The sequence below is a fragment of the Amycolatopsis sp. NBC_01480 genome, from assembly GCF_036227205.1.
GTDB lineage: Bacteria > Actinomycetota > Actinomycetes > Mycobacteriales > Pseudonocardiaceae > Amycolatopsis.
Genome location: NZ_CP109442.1, coordinates 1,698,277 through 1,715,983, shown reverse-complemented (window position 1 = coordinate 1,715,983; position 17,707 = coordinate 1,698,277). Strand labels below are relative to the sequence as shown.

14 protein-coding genes are annotated in these 17,707 nt (G+C 70.7%); 6 read left to right on the top strand and 8 right to left on the bottom strand.

The features are described from left to right. Positions 1-32 precede the first annotated feature (32 nt). Positions 33-1,406: an MFS transporter gene (locus OG371_RS07960; RefSeq protein WP_329067096.1), complete on the bottom strand. Its 1,374-nt coding sequence runs from the start codon at positions 1,404-1,406 to the stop codon at positions 33-35. A gap of 248 nt (positions 1,407-1,654) precedes the next feature. On the opposite strand from OG371_RS07960, the gene OG371_RS07955 reads away from it, so the two are divergent. Then, positions 1,655-3,382 (top strand): ABC transporter family substrate-binding protein, encoded by a 1,728-nt coding sequence (locus OG371_RS07955; protein ID WP_329072948.1) that lies wholly within the window; start codon positions 1,655-1,657, stop codon positions 3,380-3,382. Positions 3,383-3,452: 70 nt separating this feature from the next. Here the strand turns inward: OG371_RS07955 and OG371_RS07950 are convergent, their stop codons facing one another. The 5 genes from OG371_RS07950 to OG371_RS07930 all read right to left on the bottom strand — a co-directional run bounded on the left by OG371_RS07950 (position 3,453) and on the right by OG371_RS07930 (position 9,428). Beyond that, positions 3,453-4,484: an ABC transporter ATP-binding protein gene (locus OG371_RS07950; RefSeq protein WP_329067094.1), complete on the bottom strand. Its 1,032-nt coding sequence runs from the start codon at positions 4,482-4,484 to the stop codon at positions 3,453-3,455. After that, the gene (locus OG371_RS07945) at positions 4,481-5,578 is read right to left on the bottom strand and encodes an ABC transporter ATP-binding protein (RefSeq protein WP_329067092.1); all 1,098 of its coding nucleotides are present in this window, start codon (positions 5,576-5,578) and stop codon (positions 4,481-4,483) included. The genes OG371_RS07950 and OG371_RS07945 overlap by 4 nt, the downstream gene beginning before the upstream one ends. Then, on the bottom strand, positions 5,575-6,534 hold the full coding sequence (locus OG371_RS07940; RefSeq protein WP_329067090.1) for an ABC transporter permease: 960 nt from the start codon (positions 6,532-6,534) through the stop codon (positions 5,575-5,577). Before OG371_RS07940 ends, OG371_RS07945 begins: the two co-directional genes overlap by 4 nt. After that, positions 6,527-7,507 carry an ABC transporter permease gene (locus OG371_RS07935; RefSeq protein WP_329067088.1) on the bottom strand — a complete coding sequence of 327 codons (981 nt, stop codon included), beginning with the start codon at positions 7,505-7,507 and terminating at the stop codon, positions 6,527-6,529. The genes OG371_RS07940 and OG371_RS07935 overlap by 8 nt, the downstream gene beginning before the upstream one ends. Positions 7,508-7,682: 175 nt before the next feature. Next, on the bottom strand, positions 7,683-9,428 hold the full coding sequence (locus tag OG371_RS07930) for an ABC transporter family substrate-binding protein (protein ID WP_329067086.1): 1,746 nt from the start codon (positions 9,426-9,428) through the stop codon (positions 7,683-7,685). Positions 9,429-9,806: 378 nt separating this feature from the next. Between OG371_RS07930 and mshB the strand changes: the two genes are divergently transcribed. From mshB to OG371_RS07915, 3 genes are read left to right on the top strand one after another with little or no spacing between them, the layout of a single operon-like run. Continuing rightward, positions 9,807-10,643, top strand: coding sequence for an N-acetyl-1-D-myo-inositol-2-amino-2-deoxy-alpha-D-glucopyranoside deacetylase (mshB, locus tag OG371_RS07925; protein WP_442876148.1), 837 nt, complete (start codon positions 9,807-9,809; stop codon positions 10,641-10,643). A 1-nt stretch (position 10,644) separates the two neighbouring features. Beyond that, complete coding sequence (locus tag OG371_RS07920) at positions 10,645-11,058, top strand: hypothetical protein (protein WP_329067082.1); 414 nt, start codon at positions 10,645-10,647, stop codon at positions 11,056-11,058. After that, complete coding sequence (locus OG371_RS07915; protein ID WP_329067080.1) at positions 11,051-11,851, top strand: hypothetical protein; 801 nt, start codon at positions 11,051-11,053, stop codon at positions 11,849-11,851. Before OG371_RS07920 ends, OG371_RS07915 begins: the two co-directional genes overlap by 8 nt. Positions 11,852-11,897: 46 nt before the next feature. Here the strand turns inward: OG371_RS07915 and OG371_RS07910 are convergent, their stop codons facing one another. Then, complete coding sequence (locus OG371_RS07910) at positions 11,898-12,659, bottom strand: site-2 protease family protein (protein WP_329072946.1); 762 nt, start codon at positions 12,657-12,659, stop codon at positions 11,898-11,900. Between the two features lie 225 nt (positions 12,660-12,884). Between OG371_RS07910 and OG371_RS07905 the strand changes: the two genes are divergently transcribed. Then, positions 12,885-13,211, top strand: coding sequence for a WhiB family transcriptional regulator (locus tag OG371_RS07905; protein ID WP_442876088.1), 327 nt, complete (start codon positions 12,885-12,887; stop codon positions 13,209-13,211). A gap of 247 nt (positions 13,212-13,458) precedes the next feature. Here OG371_RS07905 and OG371_RS07900 read toward each other — a convergent pair whose 3' ends face one another. Then, on the bottom strand, positions 13,459-13,992 hold the full coding sequence (locus tag OG371_RS07900; protein WP_329067078.1) for a hypothetical protein: 534 nt from the start codon (positions 13,990-13,992) through the stop codon (positions 13,459-13,461). A 340-nt stretch (positions 13,993-14,332) separates the two neighbouring features. On the opposite strand from OG371_RS07900, the gene OG371_RS07895 reads away from it, so the two are divergent. Next, complete coding sequence (locus tag OG371_RS07895; protein ID WP_329067076.1) at positions 14,333-17,686, top strand: glycosyltransferase family 2 protein; 3,354 nt, start codon at positions 14,333-14,335, stop codon at positions 17,684-17,686. Positions 17,687-17,707 lie beyond the last annotated feature (21 nt).

The following is a 17,707-nucleotide window of genomic DNA, read 5'->3' as shown; positions in this document are numbered from 1 at the left end:
AGCGTAGATAAGGAGGCCTTGACGGCTTTTTCTCATGTGGCAGGGACCGCACTGCCGTGCCGGTGCAGGACCGCGACCCCGGCCGTCGCCAGCGTCGCGAAGACGCCCAGTCCACAACAGACCCAGCGCAACGCCGTCGTGTAGTCCGGGCCGGCCAGCGCGTCGTGGGTGAGGGCGGCCAGCACGGCGCCCACCACGGCGATGCCGATGGTCTCCGTGGCCAGGCGGGAGGCGTTGAACATGCCCGCGGCCACGCCCGCCTGGTCCGGCCGCACGCTGCCGATCGCGAGGCCGTCGAGCAGGCCGGTGGACAGACCCATGCCGGCGCCGGTGAGGGCCAGTGGCACGAGCAGCGTCCACGGCGTGCTGGACGGGCCGATGGTGATCAGCCCGAACGCGCCGGCGGCAGTCAGCGCGACTGAGCCGGCCACCATCACCACCGCGGGCAGCCGTCGGGCCAGCGCCGCACCGGCCGTCGGCAGCAGGACGGCCGGGCCGGTGAGCAGCAGCAGCCACGCGCCCGCCGCGCCCGGGCCCAGCCCGACCACGGAGATCAGGTACGACGGCAGGTACACCAGCAGCGGGATCAGCACGAACACGATCGACCCGGCGGCCACGGACAGCGCCAGGAACCGGCGGTTCGCGAGCACGGCCAGGTCGAACATCGGGTCCGCGCTGCGCCTCTCGACGGCCGGGAACACCGCCGCGAGCACCACCACCAGCCCGAACGACGCGAGGATCACCCAGCTGCCGAAGCCCAGTTCGGGCGCCTCGACCAGCGCGAAAATGAGCAGCAGCAACGCCCCGGTGAAGACGGCCGCGCCGGGCACGTCGAGGCGCCGCCCTGGCGTGGGTGTGCTGCGGGGCAGCAGCGGCACACAGGCGAGCACCAAGGCCGACACGACCGCGGGCAGGCCGAACACCGCGCGCCAGCCCAGCGCGTCCACCAGCAGTCCGCCGACCGTCGGGCCGAACGCCAGCCCGGCGCCGAGCGTCGTGCCCAGCAGCCCGAACGCGCGGGCCCGCGAGGCCCCCGGGAAGGTCCCGGCCAGCACAGCCCCGCCGCCGGCCACCGCGGCCGCGGCGCCGATCCCGCCCAGCGCGCGCACGACGTTCAGCGTGACGATCCCGCCGGCCAGCACGCTGACGGCGTTGGCCGCGCAGAACAGCGCCACCCCGGCCGCGAACACCCGCCGCCGGCCGAGGATGTCGGCGAGCGAGCCGGTGACCACGAGGAATCCGGCGAACGCGGCGTTGTAGCCGTTCACCACCCACTGCGTCGCCGAGATGCCGGCGCCCAGGCGCGCGCGGATGTCCGGCAGCGCGATCGAAGCCCCGGTGATCGTCAGCGGGAAGGTCACCGTCGAAAGCAGCACGACGGCCAGCACCAGGACGCGGTTGTTCACTGACCGGACCCTAATAGGGAGGCCCGGGCGGCTGTATCCGATTCGGGCTGTGCCGCTGCCCACTCCCGGCCCGGTTCGGGTCCCGGCTGAGGGAACCCCGGACCCCGCTCACCCGTCCACCGGATGGCGGTATCCACTCCGGTGTCACGAGGCCGTGCCGGATGTGGGAATCTCGGTGCCGGGGGATGGCCCGGCATGGCAGCATATCGGGCTCGGGCAGCAGAAGGCGGAGGGACGAGAGCGTGCGGATGGGACGCAAGGCGGCGCCGGTGCTGGCGCTCGCGGGCGTGCTGCTCGCCGCGTGTTCGAACACCCCGCCGCCGCCGGTGGTGTCCTCGCCCGCCGCGTCGACCAGCACGCCAGCGCTGCCCACTCCGTCGCAGATCGTGGTCGGGGTCGACGACGTGGTCGGCGGCTACAACCCGCACAACCTGGCGGACTCCTCCACGGTCACGACCGCGCTCTCGCAGCTGCTGCTGCCCTCGGTGTTCCGCACCGCCGACGACGGCACCCGCACGCTGGACAAGACGCTGATGACCTCGGCCGAGGTCGTCTCCCAGATGCCGTTCACGGTGAAGTACGAGATCCGGCCGGACGCCTCCTGGTCCGACGGCGCGCCGATCGCCACCGAGGACTTCATCTACCTGTACAACGCGATGAAGTCCCAGCCCGGCGTGATCGAGCCCGCGGGCTACCGGCTGATCTCCAACATCGACCAGCGCGACGGCGGCAAGGGCGTCGAGGTCACCTTCACCAAGCCGTACCCGGCCTGGCAGACGCTGTTCGACAACCTGCTGCCGCAGCACCTGCTCAAGGACGCGCCGGGCGGCTGGCCGACCGCGCTCGCGTCCAGCTTCCCGGCGGTGGCGGGGCCGTTCGCGATCAAGAGCATCGACACCGCGCGCGGCGAGGTGATCCTCCAGCGCAACGACCGCTATTGGGAGAAGCCCGCGGCCGTCGACACACTGGTGCTGCGCCGCTCCGACCCGTCCGGCATCGCGACGGCGCTGCGCAGCGGCAACGACCAGTTTTCCGTCACCCGCACCGATTCCGCCGGGCTCCAGCTGCTGAACGACCTCGGGCCGGCGGTGCAGCTGCACACGCTGGCGCGGCCGGTCGAGGCGAGCGTGCTGCTGCGGCCGGTGAGTGCGACGCTGTCCAGCTCCGAGCTGAGGGCCGGGGTGGCGGCGCTGATCGACCGCTCGAAGCTGATCGCCGCGGGCGCCAAGGGCGGCCCGTCGGCGGCGATGAAGGCCGACGCGCAGGTGATGCCGCCGGCGGACAAGGGTTACGCGGCCACCATCCCGGCCGGCCCGCCCGCCGCACCGGACACGGCGAAGGCCGAGCAACACTTCAAGGCCGCGGGTTATACCAAGGACGCAGGAGTCTGGCGCAAGGGCACCAAAACGCTGTCTCTGGTCATCGCGTCGCCGGGGCAGGCCGAGCCGTACGCCTCGATCGTCAAGGAGCTGTCGGCCGAGCTGATCGCGGGCGGGGTCCAGATCACCGCCGTCACGCCCCAGCCGCGCGACCTGTTCTCCTCGCTGCTGGCGATGCCCGTGGTGAACGGCCAGCAGCAGGCCGGCCCGGACGCGAACGGCAACGTCGGCGTCGACATCGCTGTCGTCCCGCAGGCCGTGGGCGGCGACCCGGCGTCGGTGCTCGCGTCGAACTTCGGCTGCGCCCCGGAACAGGCCACGGCGGACAAGACCAAGCCGGTGGTCCCCGCCAACGCCGCCGGCCTGTGCGACGAAAGCCTCCAGGCCACGATCGACTCCGCCCTCACCGGCTCCACCACCACCGCCGAGGCCCTGAAGACGCTCGAGCCCGCCCTGTGGGCCGCCAACGTGGCGATCCCGCTCTTCCAGGAAGCCGACACCCTCGCCGTCGGCAAGGGCGTCTCCGGCCTTACCCCGGGACCGCCGATGGGCGGGCCGTTCGGCTCCGCGGTGAACTGGACTCGCGGCAGCAACTAGCTCCCAACGCAGTGAAGGCCTTCTTCCCCGCGTCCAAAGCGGGGAAGAAGGCCTTCACAGGCAACAGAACTCAGATCAGCTGCAAGCTCTCAGCGAAGTGGCAGGCCGTCGGGTGGCCCTGGCCGCGGTCGATGAGGGCGGGCTCCTCCGTGGAGCACTTCTTGCGGCCCGCGTCGTCGATTTCGTTGGCGTACTTGGGGCAGCGGGTGCGGAACCGGCAGCCGGACGGCGGGTTCGCCGGGCTCGGCACGTCGCCGGTGATCACGATGCGCTGGCGGGTCCGCTCCTTGCGCGGGTCCGGCACCGGGATCGCCGAGATCAGGGCCTGCGTGTACGGGTGCGTCGGGTGCAGGAACAGGTCCTCGGCCGCCGCGGTCTCCACGATCTTGCCGAGGTACATCACCGCGATGCGGTCCGCCACGTGCCGGACCACCGAGAGGTCGTGCGACACGAACAGGTAGGACAGCCCGAACTCCGCCTGCAGGTCCTTCAGCAGGTTCAGCACACCGGCCTGAATGGACACGTCCAATGCGGACACCGGCTCGTCCAGCACCAGCACCTTGGGCTTCAGCGCGAGCGCGCGGGCGATGCCGATGCGCTGGCGCTGGCCGCCGGAGAACTCGTGCGGGAAGCGGTTGCCGTGCTCCGGGCGCAGGCCCACGGTCTTCATCAGGTCACGGACCTGCTGGCGGCCGCCGTCGTTGTACATGCCGTGGATGCGCAGCGGCTCGGCGATGATCTCGTTCACCGGCAGCCGCGGGTCCACCGACGCGTACGGGTCCTGGAACACGATCTGCATGCTGCGCCGCAGCCGTTGCAGCTCGCGGTTGTGCATCTTGCCCAGACTGCGGCCCTCGTACGTCACCTCGCCCGAGGTGAGCGGCTGCAGGGCCAGCGCCACGCGCGCGGTGGTCGACTTGCCGCAACCGGATTCGCCGACCAGCGCCAAGGTTTCGTGGTCGTAGATGTCGAACGACACGTCCGACACCGCCTGCACCGCACCAGAGGTGCGGCGCAGGATCCCCCCGCCGCGGATGGGGAAGTGCTTGACCAGGTTCTTCGCGGACAGGACGGGCGTCCGGGCCGCCGTTGCCTCGCTCATGAGTTCGTCTCCGTGTCGCTCGCGGTGGCCTCGACGACGACCGGTACGGCCGCCGTGTCGGCCGAGGTGGCGCTGAACAGCTCGGCCGGATCCCGGCCCACCACCTGGTCGGTGAAGTGGCAGGCCGCGTGCTGGCCGCCGGGGCCGGCGACCAGTTGCGGCTCCTCCTCGTCGCAGATCGGCTGCGACAGCGGGCAGCGCGGGCTGAACGGGCAGCCCGGCGGCATGTTCGTGGTCGCGGGCGGCGAGCCGGTGATCGGGGTGAGCCGGTCGGTCTTCACGTCGAGGCGGGGCAGGCTGCCCAGCAGGCCCAGTGTGTACGGCATCCGCGGCGTGTAGAAGATCTCGTCCACGGTGCCGGATTCCACGACCTTGCCCGCGTACATCACGTGCACCCGGTCGGCCGCGCCCGCGATCACCCCGAGGTCGTGGGTGATCAGCACCATCGCCGCGCCCGTCTCCTGCTGCGCCGCCTTCAGCGCTTCGAGGATCTGCGCCTGCACAGTGACGTCGAGGGCGGTGGTCGGCTCGTCCGCGATGATCACGTCCGGGTTGTTGGCCATCGCGATCGCGATCACCACGCGCTGGCGCATACCGCCCGAAAGCTGGTGCGGGTACTCGTTCGCGCGCTGCGCCGGGTTCGGGATGCGCACCAGCTCGAGCAGCTCGACCGCCTGCTTGCGCGCCACGTCCTTCCGGACGTTGTTGTGCGCGGTGATCGCCTCGGCGATCTGGTCGCCCACGGTGTACACCGGGTTGAGCGAGGTCATCGGGTCCTGGAAGACCATCGAGATGCCCTTGCCGCGGACCTTGTTCAGCTCTTTCTCGCTGGACTTCAGCAGCTCCACGCCACCGAAGCGGATGGAGCCGGTGACCTGGGCGGTGCGGGGCAGCAGCCCCATCACGGCCAGCGAGGTGACGGACTTGCCGGAACCGGACTCGCCGACGATGCCCAGCACCTCGCCGCGGCGCAACTGGTAGTTCACCCCGCGGACGGCCTTGACCAGGCCCTCGCCGGTCGGGAACTGGACCGTCAGGTCCTCCACCACGAGGACGGGATCGCCGCTCCCCGTTTGGGAGTCGTACTCGGTCATGCGCGCACCTTCGTCTGCTGGGGGTCGAACGCGTCCCGCAGGCCGTCCCCGATGAAGTTGATCGTCAGCGCGATCAGGATGATGAACAGGCCCGGGAAGTAGAACAGCCACGGGCGGGTGTCGACCGCCGTCTGCGCGGTGCTGACCAGCAGGCCGAGCGAGGTGTCGGGCACCTGGACACCGAAGCCCAGGAACGACAGCGCGGTCTCCAGGAGGATCGCGATCGACACCAGGATCGTCAGGTTCACGATGATCGAGCCGAGCGCGTTGGGCACCAGGTGCCGGAAGATGATCCGCGCGTCGCTGGCGCCGAGCGCCTTGGACGCTTCGACGAATTCCTTCTCCCGCAAGGAAAGCACCACACCGCGGGCGACACGCGAGACGTACGCCCAGTACAGCCCGGCGATGACCACGGCGATCAGCGACCAGCTGCCGCCCGACTGGTGCGCCAGCACGGCGGCGACGGCGAGCAGCGGCAGGGTGAGCACTAGGTCGGAGATACGCATCAGGACTGTGTCGAGCCAGCCGCGGTAGTAGCCGGCCACAGCGCCCCATACGGTGCCGACGATCGTCGCGAACACGGCGACCAGCACCGAGATCTGCAGCGAGATCTGCGTCCCGCGCATCACCTGGGCCAGCGTGTCGTGGCCGACTGCGTCGGTGCCGAACGGGTGCGCGCCCGACGGCGGCGCCGAGTTGTCCTCCGTGATTTCGCCGGGGCCGTACTTCCAGACCAGCGCGCCGACGTAGGCGAACAGGATGATCAGCACGAACACGACCAGGCTGATCATCGCCAGGCGGTGCTGGCGGAATCGCCGGAAGACCAGCTGGGCCTGGCTGCGTTCCTTGACGGTGAACTCGCGCTCGGGCGCACCGGCCGGGGTCTCCGGGTTGTCCGGGGCGAAACGGGAGCCGCCGAGCGTGGTGGGGGGTTGGCCCCCGAAGTTGTCAGGCATACCGGATCCTCGGGTCGAGCAGGCCGTAGAGCAGGTCGGCGATGAGGTTGAGCAGGATGATGAACGTCGCCGCGATGAGCAGCCAGGCTTCGACCGCGTACACGTCGCTCTGCTGGATCGCGTTGAGCAGGAACGTTCCGGCGCCCTGCCACTGGAACACGGTCTCGGTCACGACGGCGCCACCGAGGATGGAGCCGATGTCGAGCGCGGTCACCGTGGTGAGCGGGATCAGCGCGTTGCGCAGCGCGTGCTTGCGGGTCACCGTCCAGCGGGGCAGGCCCTTCGCCCGGGCGAGCCGGACGTAGTCGCTGTTGAGCACTTCGAGCATCGACGCGCGCTGGAACCGGCTCCAGGCGGCGTAACTGGTCAGGGCCAGCGAAATCGTCGGCAGCACGAGGTGGCCGGCGATGTCCGTGAAATGGGCCCAGGCGCCGCCGGTGACGATGATCGACGAGGAGCCGATGGTGTAGAAGATCTGGTCGCCGACGCTCGTGTTGATCGAGATGCCGATCTGCTTGAGCACGATCGCGAACCAGAACGAGGGCATCGAAAGGAACAGGAAGCCGAAGAACGTCGCCGTGTAGTCGAACTTGGAGTACTGGCGGGCGGCGCTGACCACGCCGATGATCACCGCCAGGATCAGGGCGACCACCATGGCCAGCACGATCAGCCGCAGGGTCACGCCGAACCGGCTGATCACCTCGTGGCCGATGTTCATGTTCGACTGCACCGACGGGCCGAAGTCACCGCTCAGCACACCGGTGATCCAGTGCCAGTAGCGCTCCAGGATCGGCTGGTCGAGGTGCAGCCGGATGCGCTCCAGTTCGATCGTGCGCGGCGGCGGGGGCGGGCTTCTCTGGATCAGCGGGCTCAGGGGGTTCGCCGACAGAGAAACCATTACGAATACGACAAATGTCGAAACGATCAGAATCGGCACCGAGACGAAGAGCCGGCGCAATGCGAAGGCAAGCATGGAGGTCTTCCTGCTCTGGACGGTGTTCTGCCGGCGACCGCCGCTTGTGGTGGCAGGGCCGGGGCGGTGGCGGGGGCATCGGGCGTACGGTTCGGGAACGGTAGGAAACGGGCAAACGGTGAGGGGCCGGCGTGCGCCGGCCCCTCACCGGTAACAGGAATCTACCGGGTGGTGATCACTTGCGGAGGCCCCACTCCGCCATGTTGTAGACGGGGCCGTCCAGAGTGGAGTTGTTCCGCATGTTCGCGATCTTGTCCGACGCCGCGAGGAAGGTCGGCTTCTGGTAGAGCGGAAGCACGTACGCGTCGTTCGCCATCAGCTGGTCGGCCTGGTTCAGCAGGTCCGCGGCCTTGGTCTGGTCGGTCTCGGCGTTGGCCTGGCCGATCAGGTTGTCGACCTGCGGGTTGCTGTACTTGCCGTAGTTGTTGCCCTGACCGGTGGTCCAGTTCTGCACCGCGCCGCCGAACACGAACGGCGAGGAGACCCACGCGAAGACGATGATGTCGTAGTCACCGGTCGTCGTGGTGGTGCCGAGGTCGTCGGTCGAGGAGACGTTGACCTTGACGCCGAGCTGGGCCGCCGCCTGCGCGAACAGTTCGCACTCGTTCTGGCGGATCTGGTTGCCGACGGTGTAGCGGATCCGCAGGGCCGGGACAGCGGCGCCGGACGGGTCCATCAGCTGCGTGCCGTTGATCTTGTAACCGGCGTCGGTCAGGATCTTCTTGGCCTTGTCGATGTCACCCGTGCCCTGGCCGGTCGAGGAGATGACGTCCTTGTACCCGGCCTGCTGCGGCATGAAGTTGTGGTTGTTGAGCGGCTGGACCTTGTCGGTGAACTGGCCGACGGTCTTGGCGATCATGTCCTTGCGGTTGACCGCGGTGAACAGGGCCTGCCGCAGCGCCTTGTCGCCCAGCGCCTTGCTCTTCAGGTTCAGGTCGAAGTGCTCCCACTGCAGGCCGAGGCCGATGTAGGAGGAGATGTTCGGCATGTTCTTGACCTGGTTGACCAGGTCGACCTGCGGCTGCGGGTAGATGGCCTGGACCTCGTTGTTCTGCAGCGCGGTCGGCTCCTGCGTCGCGTCGGTGATGACGCGGAAGACCACACTGGCCAGCTTCGGCTTCGCGCCCCAGAACTTGTCGTTCGGGACCATCGTGACCGACTGGTTGTTGACGAACTTCGAGATCTTCCACGGGCCGCCCGACCAGGTCGGGACGGTCGTGCCGAACCACTTGAACGAGGCGGCGAGGCCGGCCGGGGTGGTGGTGTCACCGTGCTGGGCGGCCAGGTGCGCCGGGTACATCGCGCCCGAGGAGCTCCACAGCTGGCGCCAGTCGGTGAACGGCTTGGAGAAGGTAGCGGTGACCGTCTTGCCGCCGTCGGAGCCGACGACCGAGGAGACCTGGTCGTAGCCCGAGGTGCTGGCCGCGGCGCAGTCGGGGCAGTCCTTGCCGTTCTGGGTCTTCCAGTTGTAGACGAAGTCGTCGGCCGAGAACGGCGTGCCGTCCGACCAGACCGCCTTCGGGTTGATCTTGTAGGTGACCACCTGCGGGTTGGTGCTGGTGACGTCCGCCGACTCGACGAAGTCCTTGTTCAGCACCGGCTTGAGGTCAGGCGTCGCGTAGAAGGTGTAAGGCAGGATGCCCTTGGTGACCTCGCCGGTCTCGAAGACGTTGCCCTCGGCCGAGACGACGTTCCAGTTCGGGATGTTCTTCTCGATGGCGTACGTGACGTCGCCGCCGTCCTGCAGCTGGTCGGCCGCGGCCGTGTTGCAGGTGTTCGGGTTCGCGTCGCAGTCGGCGAATGCCTGCCCGGTCTGCACTGCGCTGTTGCCACCACCGCCGCCACAGGCGGAGAGCAGAAGGGCCGCGCCCGCGACGAACGCACCTAGCTTCACGGCGCGCGACCTTGTCGTCACTAACATTGATTCTCCTTGCTCGACGCCGTCGCGGGTTTGCGAGGCGACCTCTTCCTGACCGCAAGCTTCGATGTAATCGAGTTTGCTCACCGTAGTCGTGCAACCTAGGCAGTGGACAGCCGTCAAAACTATCGATCCGGACACTCTCAGTGAGATTGTGATGGAACAGCAATCTCGTCTTGCCTAGCTCTACCACGGTTTCTGCCGGTGATCGACTACGGCGAGTAGTCGATCGTGTGTCTAAACGGATGAACGTGGCGACTTGTCCACTGCTCGGGTGAGTCATTCGCCCGGGGGACAATAACGGACGCCTTCCCTTTTGTGGACCCTGCGAAAGGAGTAGTCACACAGCCGTGACGGAACCCGAAGTGACAAGGAATTAACCTGATCGGTGTGATCCGAAAGTTGCTGCTGGTCCATGCCCACCCCGATGACGAGAGCATCACCACCGGGGGTGCGATGGCGCGTTACGCCGCGGAGGCCGCGGAGGTCTTCCTGGTCACCTGCACCCTGGGCGAAGAGGGCGAGATCGTCCCGCCGCGGCTGGCCGAGCTGGCGGCCGGCGCGGCCGACCAGCTCGGCGGGTACCGGTCGGGTGAGCTGGCCGCCGCGTGCGCCGCGCTCGGCGTGACCCGGCACGAGTACCTCGGCGGCATCGGCCGCTGGCGCGACTCCGGCATGGCGGGCACCCCGGCCGCCGACCACCCGCGCGCGTTCGCCGGCGGGCTCATCGACGAGCAGGCGGTGCAGCTGCGCGCGCTGATCGACGAGCTGCGGCCGCAGGTCGTGGTCACCTACGACGCCTTCGGCGGGTACGGCCACCCCGACCACATCCGGGCCCACGACGTCACGATGGCCGCGGCGCCCGGGGCGGAGTCCGTCGAACGCGTCTTCCATGTGGTCCCTTCGCGCACCGCGGTCGACGCCGGGCTGGCGGAACTGCGCGCCGACGGCTCGTCACCCTTCCGGGTACCGGCGGGGGATGAGCTCCCCGGCACCCCGGATGAGAAGGTCAGCACCGTGCTCGACATCTCGGCCCACCTCCCGGCGAAGCTGGCGGCCCTGCGCGCCCACGAGACGCAGCTGACGGTCGTCGACGGCGACGTGGTCCACTTCGCGCTGACCAACGACATCGCCCAGCCGATCCCGGGCGCCGAGTACTTCGTGCTCGCGCACGGGGACGCCGCGGGCGCCGCGACCGATTTGTTCGGCGGCCTCTGACATGACGACTCCGCTGCCGGCGGGCCGGCGCCTGATGCTGGTCCTGCTCTGCCTGGACGCACTGGTGCTGGGTGTGCTCGAGCTGTTTTTCCTTCCGTTGCGGGTCGGCCCGCTCGACGTGGTGCCGCTGCCGCTGACCGTGCTCGTCGGCGCGGTCACCACGCCGTGGCTGGTGCTGACCGCCGGCAAGCTCGTGCGGCCGGGCCTGTCCTGGGTGCCGCTGGTCGTCTGGGTGATCACGGTGCTGGGCCTCGGTTTGTTCGGCCCGGGCGGTGACCTGGTGCTGGTGCAGGACTGGCGCGCGCTGCTGCTGCTCGGCGCCAGCGCGCTGCCGGCGGCGCTGGTGCTCGGCGGCGGGCTCGGCCGGGCCGCCGCGGATCGGACGGCCCCGGATCGGACGGCAGCCCGTGGCTGACTCGATCTCCGACAGCCAGGTCGTCGCGGTGCTGCGCCCGTTCGTCCGGGCCTCGGCGCCGATGCTCGACGCGCTACGCGAGTCCGACCCGTTCGGCCTCCAGGCGCGCGCCCGCAGCGCCGCGCACAACGAGGAGTTCGGCGACGCGGGTTTCAAGAAGAAGGTGCTCGACGCGTTGACGTCGGTGAAGGTGCCCGGCACCGCGGCTTGGGCGGCGATGGACATCGACCAGCGCGCCGGCTGGTGGGTCAACCGCGTCGGCCGGTTCACCGCGCTGCTCACCTCGATCCCGGGCCTCGGCGGCGCGCTCGCGGACCGGCTGCCGGTGCAGGACACGCTCGGCGCCGCGTCGCAGGGTCTGCTGCTGTGCGCGATCGCGGGTGAGTACGGCGTGACCGACGTCGGCAGCCGCGTACGCCTGATCGCCGCGGTGCTCTTCGAGCGCGACATCGATCCGGCGCTGGCCGACGGCAAGCACGCCGCGCACGATGAGTCCGCAGAGGACAGTGAAGCGGCGAAGCTCACCGAAGAGCTGACGGACTCCAAGCGTGAACACGGACGGGTGACAGTGAAGGCCGTCGCCGGCACGCTCTGGCGGCTCGGGCGCTCGCTCTGGGGCATCACCGAGGAACTGGAGAAACGGCCGCGGGGCCGCTTCTACCACCGTGCGCTCGGGTTGCTGCCGGTCGTCGGCGCGGCGGGCGACTACTTCGGCGAACGGCACGGCCTCAAGCAGGTGTGGAAGCGCGCCCACGTGTGGCTCATGGCCAACTCGCGCTGGTCGGGCTCGTGAGTGGCTATGCCGGTTCTAACCGGCATAGCCACTCACGAGTCCGGGGTCAGTTGCGCCAGAACAGGAACGCGGTCTGCCCGATCGCCCCGGCGATGCCGCTGCCGCCGAGCGCGCGGAAGATCGCGCCGGCCACGTTCCAGAGCAGGTTCGACACCGCCTGGAAGCCGAACAGCAGCGCGAACAGCACCAGCGGCGCCCACGGCCGCACCCGCGCGCCGAACTCCCGCGCCTGCGGCGAGAGGTACGGCTCGAGCGCGCCCCAGCCGTCCAGGCCCGGGATCGGCAGGATGTTGATCAGGAACGTCATCACCTGCAGCAGCGCGAGGTAGGACAGCCCGTAGAAGAGGCCCTGGGCCATCGGCACCAGCGCGATCACCAGGCAGAGCGCGGCGCCCACGCCGAGGTTGCTCAGCGGGCCGGCCAGCGAGACCCACATCGAGGTGGCCCGGGTGCGCAGCGCGCCCCGGTTGATCCACACCGCCCCGCCCGGCAGCGGGATGCCGCCGATCAGCAGGAAGATCAGCGGCAGCAGGATCGACAGCACCGGGTCGGTGTACCGGCGCACGTCGAGCGTGAGGTAACCCTTGTCGGCGATGCCTCCGTCGCCGCCGCGGTAGGCGACGATGGCGTGGCCGAACTCGTGCAGCGTCAGCGAGGCGATCCAGCCCCCCGCCACCAGCAGCACCACCCCGGCGATGAACATCGGGTCCTTGCTGCCGAACAGGGACGCGGAATCGCCGTAGGCGGCCAGGAAGCCGCCTAGGACGGCCACCGCGAGGATGCCGAAGAAGACCGGGCTGGGCCGCACTGCTGATCTCTGCACCCCACCAGTCTTCCGTATGCCCGGTGTGAAGTCTCCGGCGTGTCCCCTTGCGCACCGGGGCGAGAGGTATCCCCCGAACTCGCTACTCCGCTTGACCTGATCGCACTACACGGGTGTAATCACAGTGATGTCATTCGTTGTCGAGAGGGGACAGCGGGTGTCGTTTCACCACCGCCAGCCTGGGGAGTGCGTAGGAGCGAGGAGGCGGACGTGCGGTCGGAAGCGGATAACAAGGAGTGGGGGCACGTCGTGGGTTGGGGAGAGAACCCGGAGCAGCAACTGGGGGATCTGACCGACCTCTTCGATGCCGGTGAAGAAGAGCAGGACTGGCAGGAGCGCGCCCTGTGCGCGCAGACGGACCCGGAGGCGTTCTTCCCCGAGAAGGGCGGCTCCACCCGTGAAGCCAAACGGATCTGCCTGGGCTGCGAGGTCAAGGACGAGTGCCTCGAGTACGCACTCGCGCATGACGAGCGCTTCGGCATCTGGGGCGGCCTGTCCGAGCGAGAGCGGCGAAAGCTGAAGAAACGCGTGGTGTGACGCCTGCTTCGGCGGTGGGGTGTGTTCGCGGAAAGCGCGAACCACCTCGCGCGTCAGTGCCTTCTGGGGGTGCAACCCCCAGGCCCCGCCCGGGGGCACGCCCCCGGACCCCCGGGGTGGTCGCCTTGCGGTGTGGAGTGCGGCCGGTCTTTGCCGGGAAGTTGTTGGCTGGGCGGGGTTTCGGGCCTGGAGTGGCGTAGTCCTCAGTGTGATCAAGTCGGGGCTGAAGGTCGCCGTTGCGGGGCGGTCAGTCGGTGACGTACCAGTTTCCGTTGCGTAGCTCCAGAACGGCGTCGCCGAGGTCGCTGTCGGTGAACTTGGCGGCGGACTTGACCGCCTTCGCCGGGATGTCGACCCTCGTCGCGGACTCGGTGATGCGGGCCCGGTCCACGGTGGCGGCCTGCAGGGCCTTCCGCTGCGCCGGGCTGAACATCGAGAACGTGATCGGGAACGTCGATTCGCACGGGCCCATGCCCTCGTCCTGCGCCTTCTTGGCGGCGGGCGCGGCGATTTCGCAGGCCGTGCTGACGTCCTGGTTGCCCACCGCGTGCAGAAAAGTCTCGTAACGCTCGACCGCGCCGGCGGCCGGCTTCTTCGTCGACGGCGCGGCCTGCGTGGTCGTGACCGGTTGCGTTGAGGTCGGTGCGGCGGACGTCGAGGCCGCGGGCGGGGTGCCGTTCGAAGACGACGGCGGCGCCGCCGAGGGGGTGCCCCCGCCCGAGCAGCCGGCGACCAGCAGGGCGAAACCCGTGACGTACAGGGGGAGCGCGCGAGTGGACATGGGGCACCTTTCAGGTCGGTGAGCACGGCCGAAGCATCGGAAGCCGCGGCCGCGTGATGCGGCAAAACCGGCAAAACACGGCCGAGGGTAGCGTCTTGACCAGGCGAGAGTGACACTTTTGAGCAAAATGCCACGCGATGGGGTGTCAGCTGGCGGCAAGCCCCGTGCGAGCCCTGCGTCGGCGGCGACGGCGCACCTCTGGCGCACTCGGTCCAGAAGCAAGCCCGCGCCCGGGTCCACACGGTGGAACCGGCCCGGTGAACGGCGTGGGTCGACGCCCGGCGACGAGGTGAGGCCGTAGGGTGGCCGCACCCGTCCGCCGCCTGTCCAGGAGTGGTTGTTGACCCGCACCGTCGCTCCGTCCGCCGTGCGGACGCTGCCAGTTCTGGCCATTGTGGTCTGTCACGACGGCGAAGAATGGCTGCCGCTGGCGCTTTCTTCCTTGCGCCGCAGCACGATCCGGCCACGGCACGTGCTCGCGGTCGACACCGGGTCGACCGACCGGACCGCCCGGCTGCTGGCTGAGGCGGCCGACCCCCACGGCGTGGCAACGGGCTCTGACGCACCACCGGTGCTGTCCGGCGTCGTCACCCTATCGAGTGAAACCGGCTTCGCTGCGGCGATCGCGGCCGCGGTCGAGCACGCCGTCGAGCGCTGGGGCGACCCCGGCGCGTGGCTGTGGATCCTGCACGACGACTGCGCGCCGGAGCCCGACTGCCTGGAACAGCTGCTGCACGCGGCGGAGGTCACGCCGTCGGCGAAGGTGCTCGGTCCGCTCGGGCTCGACTGGGCCGACCCGCGCCTCGTCGTCGAGGCCGGGCTGTCCACCGACGCCTCCGGGCACCGCCAGCAGATGGCCGCGGCCGACGGCGGGCCGAGCGAGGTGCTCGCGGTCCCCAGCGCGGGATCGTTGGTGCGCCGGGAACTCTGGGAGGACCTCGGCGGCTTCGACGAGGAGTTCCCGCTGCTGCGTGAGGATCTCGACTTCGGCTGGCGCGCGAACGCGGCCGGCTCGCTCGTGCTGTCCGTGCCCGCCGCGCGGCTGCGGCACGCGCGCGCCCTCACGACCGGGCAGCGCTCGCCCGACGCCGTGCCCTCGTCGCTCGCCGCGCTGAACCGGGCCCACGGGCTGCGGGTGTTCCTGGTGAACTGCTCGCCGTTTTCGTTCTGGTTCGGGCTGATCCGGCTGCCGGTGCTGCTGGTGTTGCGCGCGCTCGTGTTCTTCGTGCTGCGCCGGACGTCCGAGGCCGGCGCGGAGCTTTCGGCCCTCGGATATCTGTGCAGCGGCCGGGGAAAACTGCGGGCCGCGCGGGCCCGGCGGCGGGAAATCCCGCGCCCCGGCACGGTCCGTGGACTCTTCACCGGACGGCTCACGCGGCTGCGCAACGCCGTGCGCGCCGGGGTGGTCGGCCTGGTGCGCAAGGGCGTGGAGAGCGACATGGCGCTCGGCACGGTCCCCGAGGGCGTCCAGCAGGACTCGGCGTGGATCCCGCCGGAGGCGCTCGCCGCGACCGCCGGCCGGCCGGTCGGGCCCGACGCGCTGCCCGCCGGGGCGTTGCGGGGACTGAGCGCCCGAGGCTCCGGGCTGCGGCGGCCCGGCACGGTCGTCGCCGTCGCGTTGCCGGAGGCGCCGACGCGTGACGAGGCACCGGCCACTGAGGACAGTGAGGGCGCCGAGCCGCTGGAGACCGAGGACGCCCGGCCGTCGCCGGTGCCGCGCCCGGCCCCGGCTTCAGGCGAGCCGGAACTGGTCTTCGTGGAGGTGAACCGCCGGCGCGTGCTCGCCGCGACGGTGTTCGCGCCGCCGTTTGTCCTCGCCGTGGTGCTGATCGCGCTCGCGCTGGCGGTCAACGCCGGACGGCTCGGGCTCGACCTGTCCGGCGGCGGGCTGCTGCCGGTCGGCGGGCTCGGCGAGATCTGGTCGGCCTACCTCTCGCCGTGGCACGCGATCGGTGGCGGCACGGGCGCGCCGGCGCCGGCAACGCTGCCCGTGCTCGGCACCATCGGCGCGATCTTCACGCCGATCGGCGGGCCCGCCGCGCTGGTGGCGATCCTGCTCATCGGCGACATCCCGTTGGCCGGGCTGAGCGCGTACGCGGCCACGCGCAAGCTTCCCGTGCGGCGTTGGGTGCGCGCGGTCGTCGCGGCGACGTACGCGCTGCTGCCGGCGGCCACGGCGTCCGTCGCGCAGGGGCGGCTCGACGTGGTGGTGGTCCACCTCGTGCTGCCGCTGGTGGTCGCCGGGATCACGCGGCTGCTGACCCGGCCGGGCACGCGGTGGCTGCACGTCTCGGCGTTGTCCGCGTTCGGTGTTGCGCTGCTCGGCGCGTTCTCGCCGCTCGCGCACGCGCTGGCGCTGGCCGGCCTGCTGATCGGCTTTGTCGTGCTGCCGGCCCCGACCGGGCTCGCGCGCCGCGTGGCGTCGGTCGGGATCGTGGTGATCCTGCCGCTGGTGCTGCTGCTGCCGTGGCCGACGGTGCTGCTGAAGCACCCCGAACTGCTGCTGCACGGCCTCGGCGGGCCGGCCGCGCCCGCGTCCGGCACCGATCTGGCCGGGCTCACCCCGGGCGGGCCCGGCGCCTGGCCGATCGGCGTGGTGGTGCTGGCGGCGACGATCGTCGCGCTCGTGGTCCGGCCGACGCGGCGGGTGGCCGGCGGGCTCGCGCTCGCCGTGCTGGGCGTGCTCGGCGTGGTGCTCGTGCGGCAGATCCCGGTGACGCCCCTGCACGGCGGCGCGGCCGCGACCGGCTACACCGGCGTGCCGCTGCTGGTGGTCGGCGCCGGGCTGCTGTGGGCGGTGCTCGCCACCTGGCAGCGCGGCGGCTCGTCCGGCATGCCGGCGCCCTGGCTGCCGAAAGCGGCCGGGATCGCCGGTGTGGTGGTGCTCGCCGCGCTCGGCGCGGGCGCCGTCGTGACCGGGCACGAAGGTCCGTTGACCGCGCAGCCGCCGGCCCAGCTCGCGCCGGAGGTGGCGGCCGACATCGCTGCTTCGGGACGCGCGGTGCTCGACTTGAGCCGGCTGGGGGAGCCGCCGCGCCAGACCGGCGGGCGACTCGCGCTGTTCGGCGACGACGAGCTGGCGCCGACCCCCGGCACCCCGGACCGGCTCGCCGGCTGGCGCCGCGACCTCGGGCAGGGCGACGCGAACGCGGTGAAGCGCGCCTTCGCCGCCGCCTCGGCGTCCGGCGTGCAGTACGTGGTCTTCCCGCAGGGCACGGATTTGCGGCCGTTCACGGCGATCGCCGGCGACCTGGCGGCCACCGCCGCCCCGATGTCCGACGGCCGCCCGGTGCTCAAGCTCGTGGCGAAGTCCGGCGGGGTCGAGCTGATCTCCCCGGAACTGGCCAAGCAGGCGGTCACCGGCGGCGGCGCGCCTGGCGCGTCCCCCGGCGTGTCCCCGGTCGACGCCCGGCTGCCGGACGTCCGCGTCCGCGCCTCCGACGGCCCGACCGGACGGCTGCTGGTCCTCGCCGCCGAGCAGGAAGCAGGCTGGCAGGCGACGGTGAACGGCAAGGCGGTGCCGATCGTGCCCGCCTGGGGGCACCAGGTCGCGGTCTCGATCCCGCCGTCGCCGTCGGAGGTTTCGGTGACTTTCCCGGGTACTGAACGGGGTCTGCTGCTGCTCGTGCAGCTCGCCGCGGTGCTGTTCACCGCGCTGACCGCGGTGCCGCCCCGGCGTCGCCGCACTGCCTGAAGCGCCCCAATGTGGCGTTGG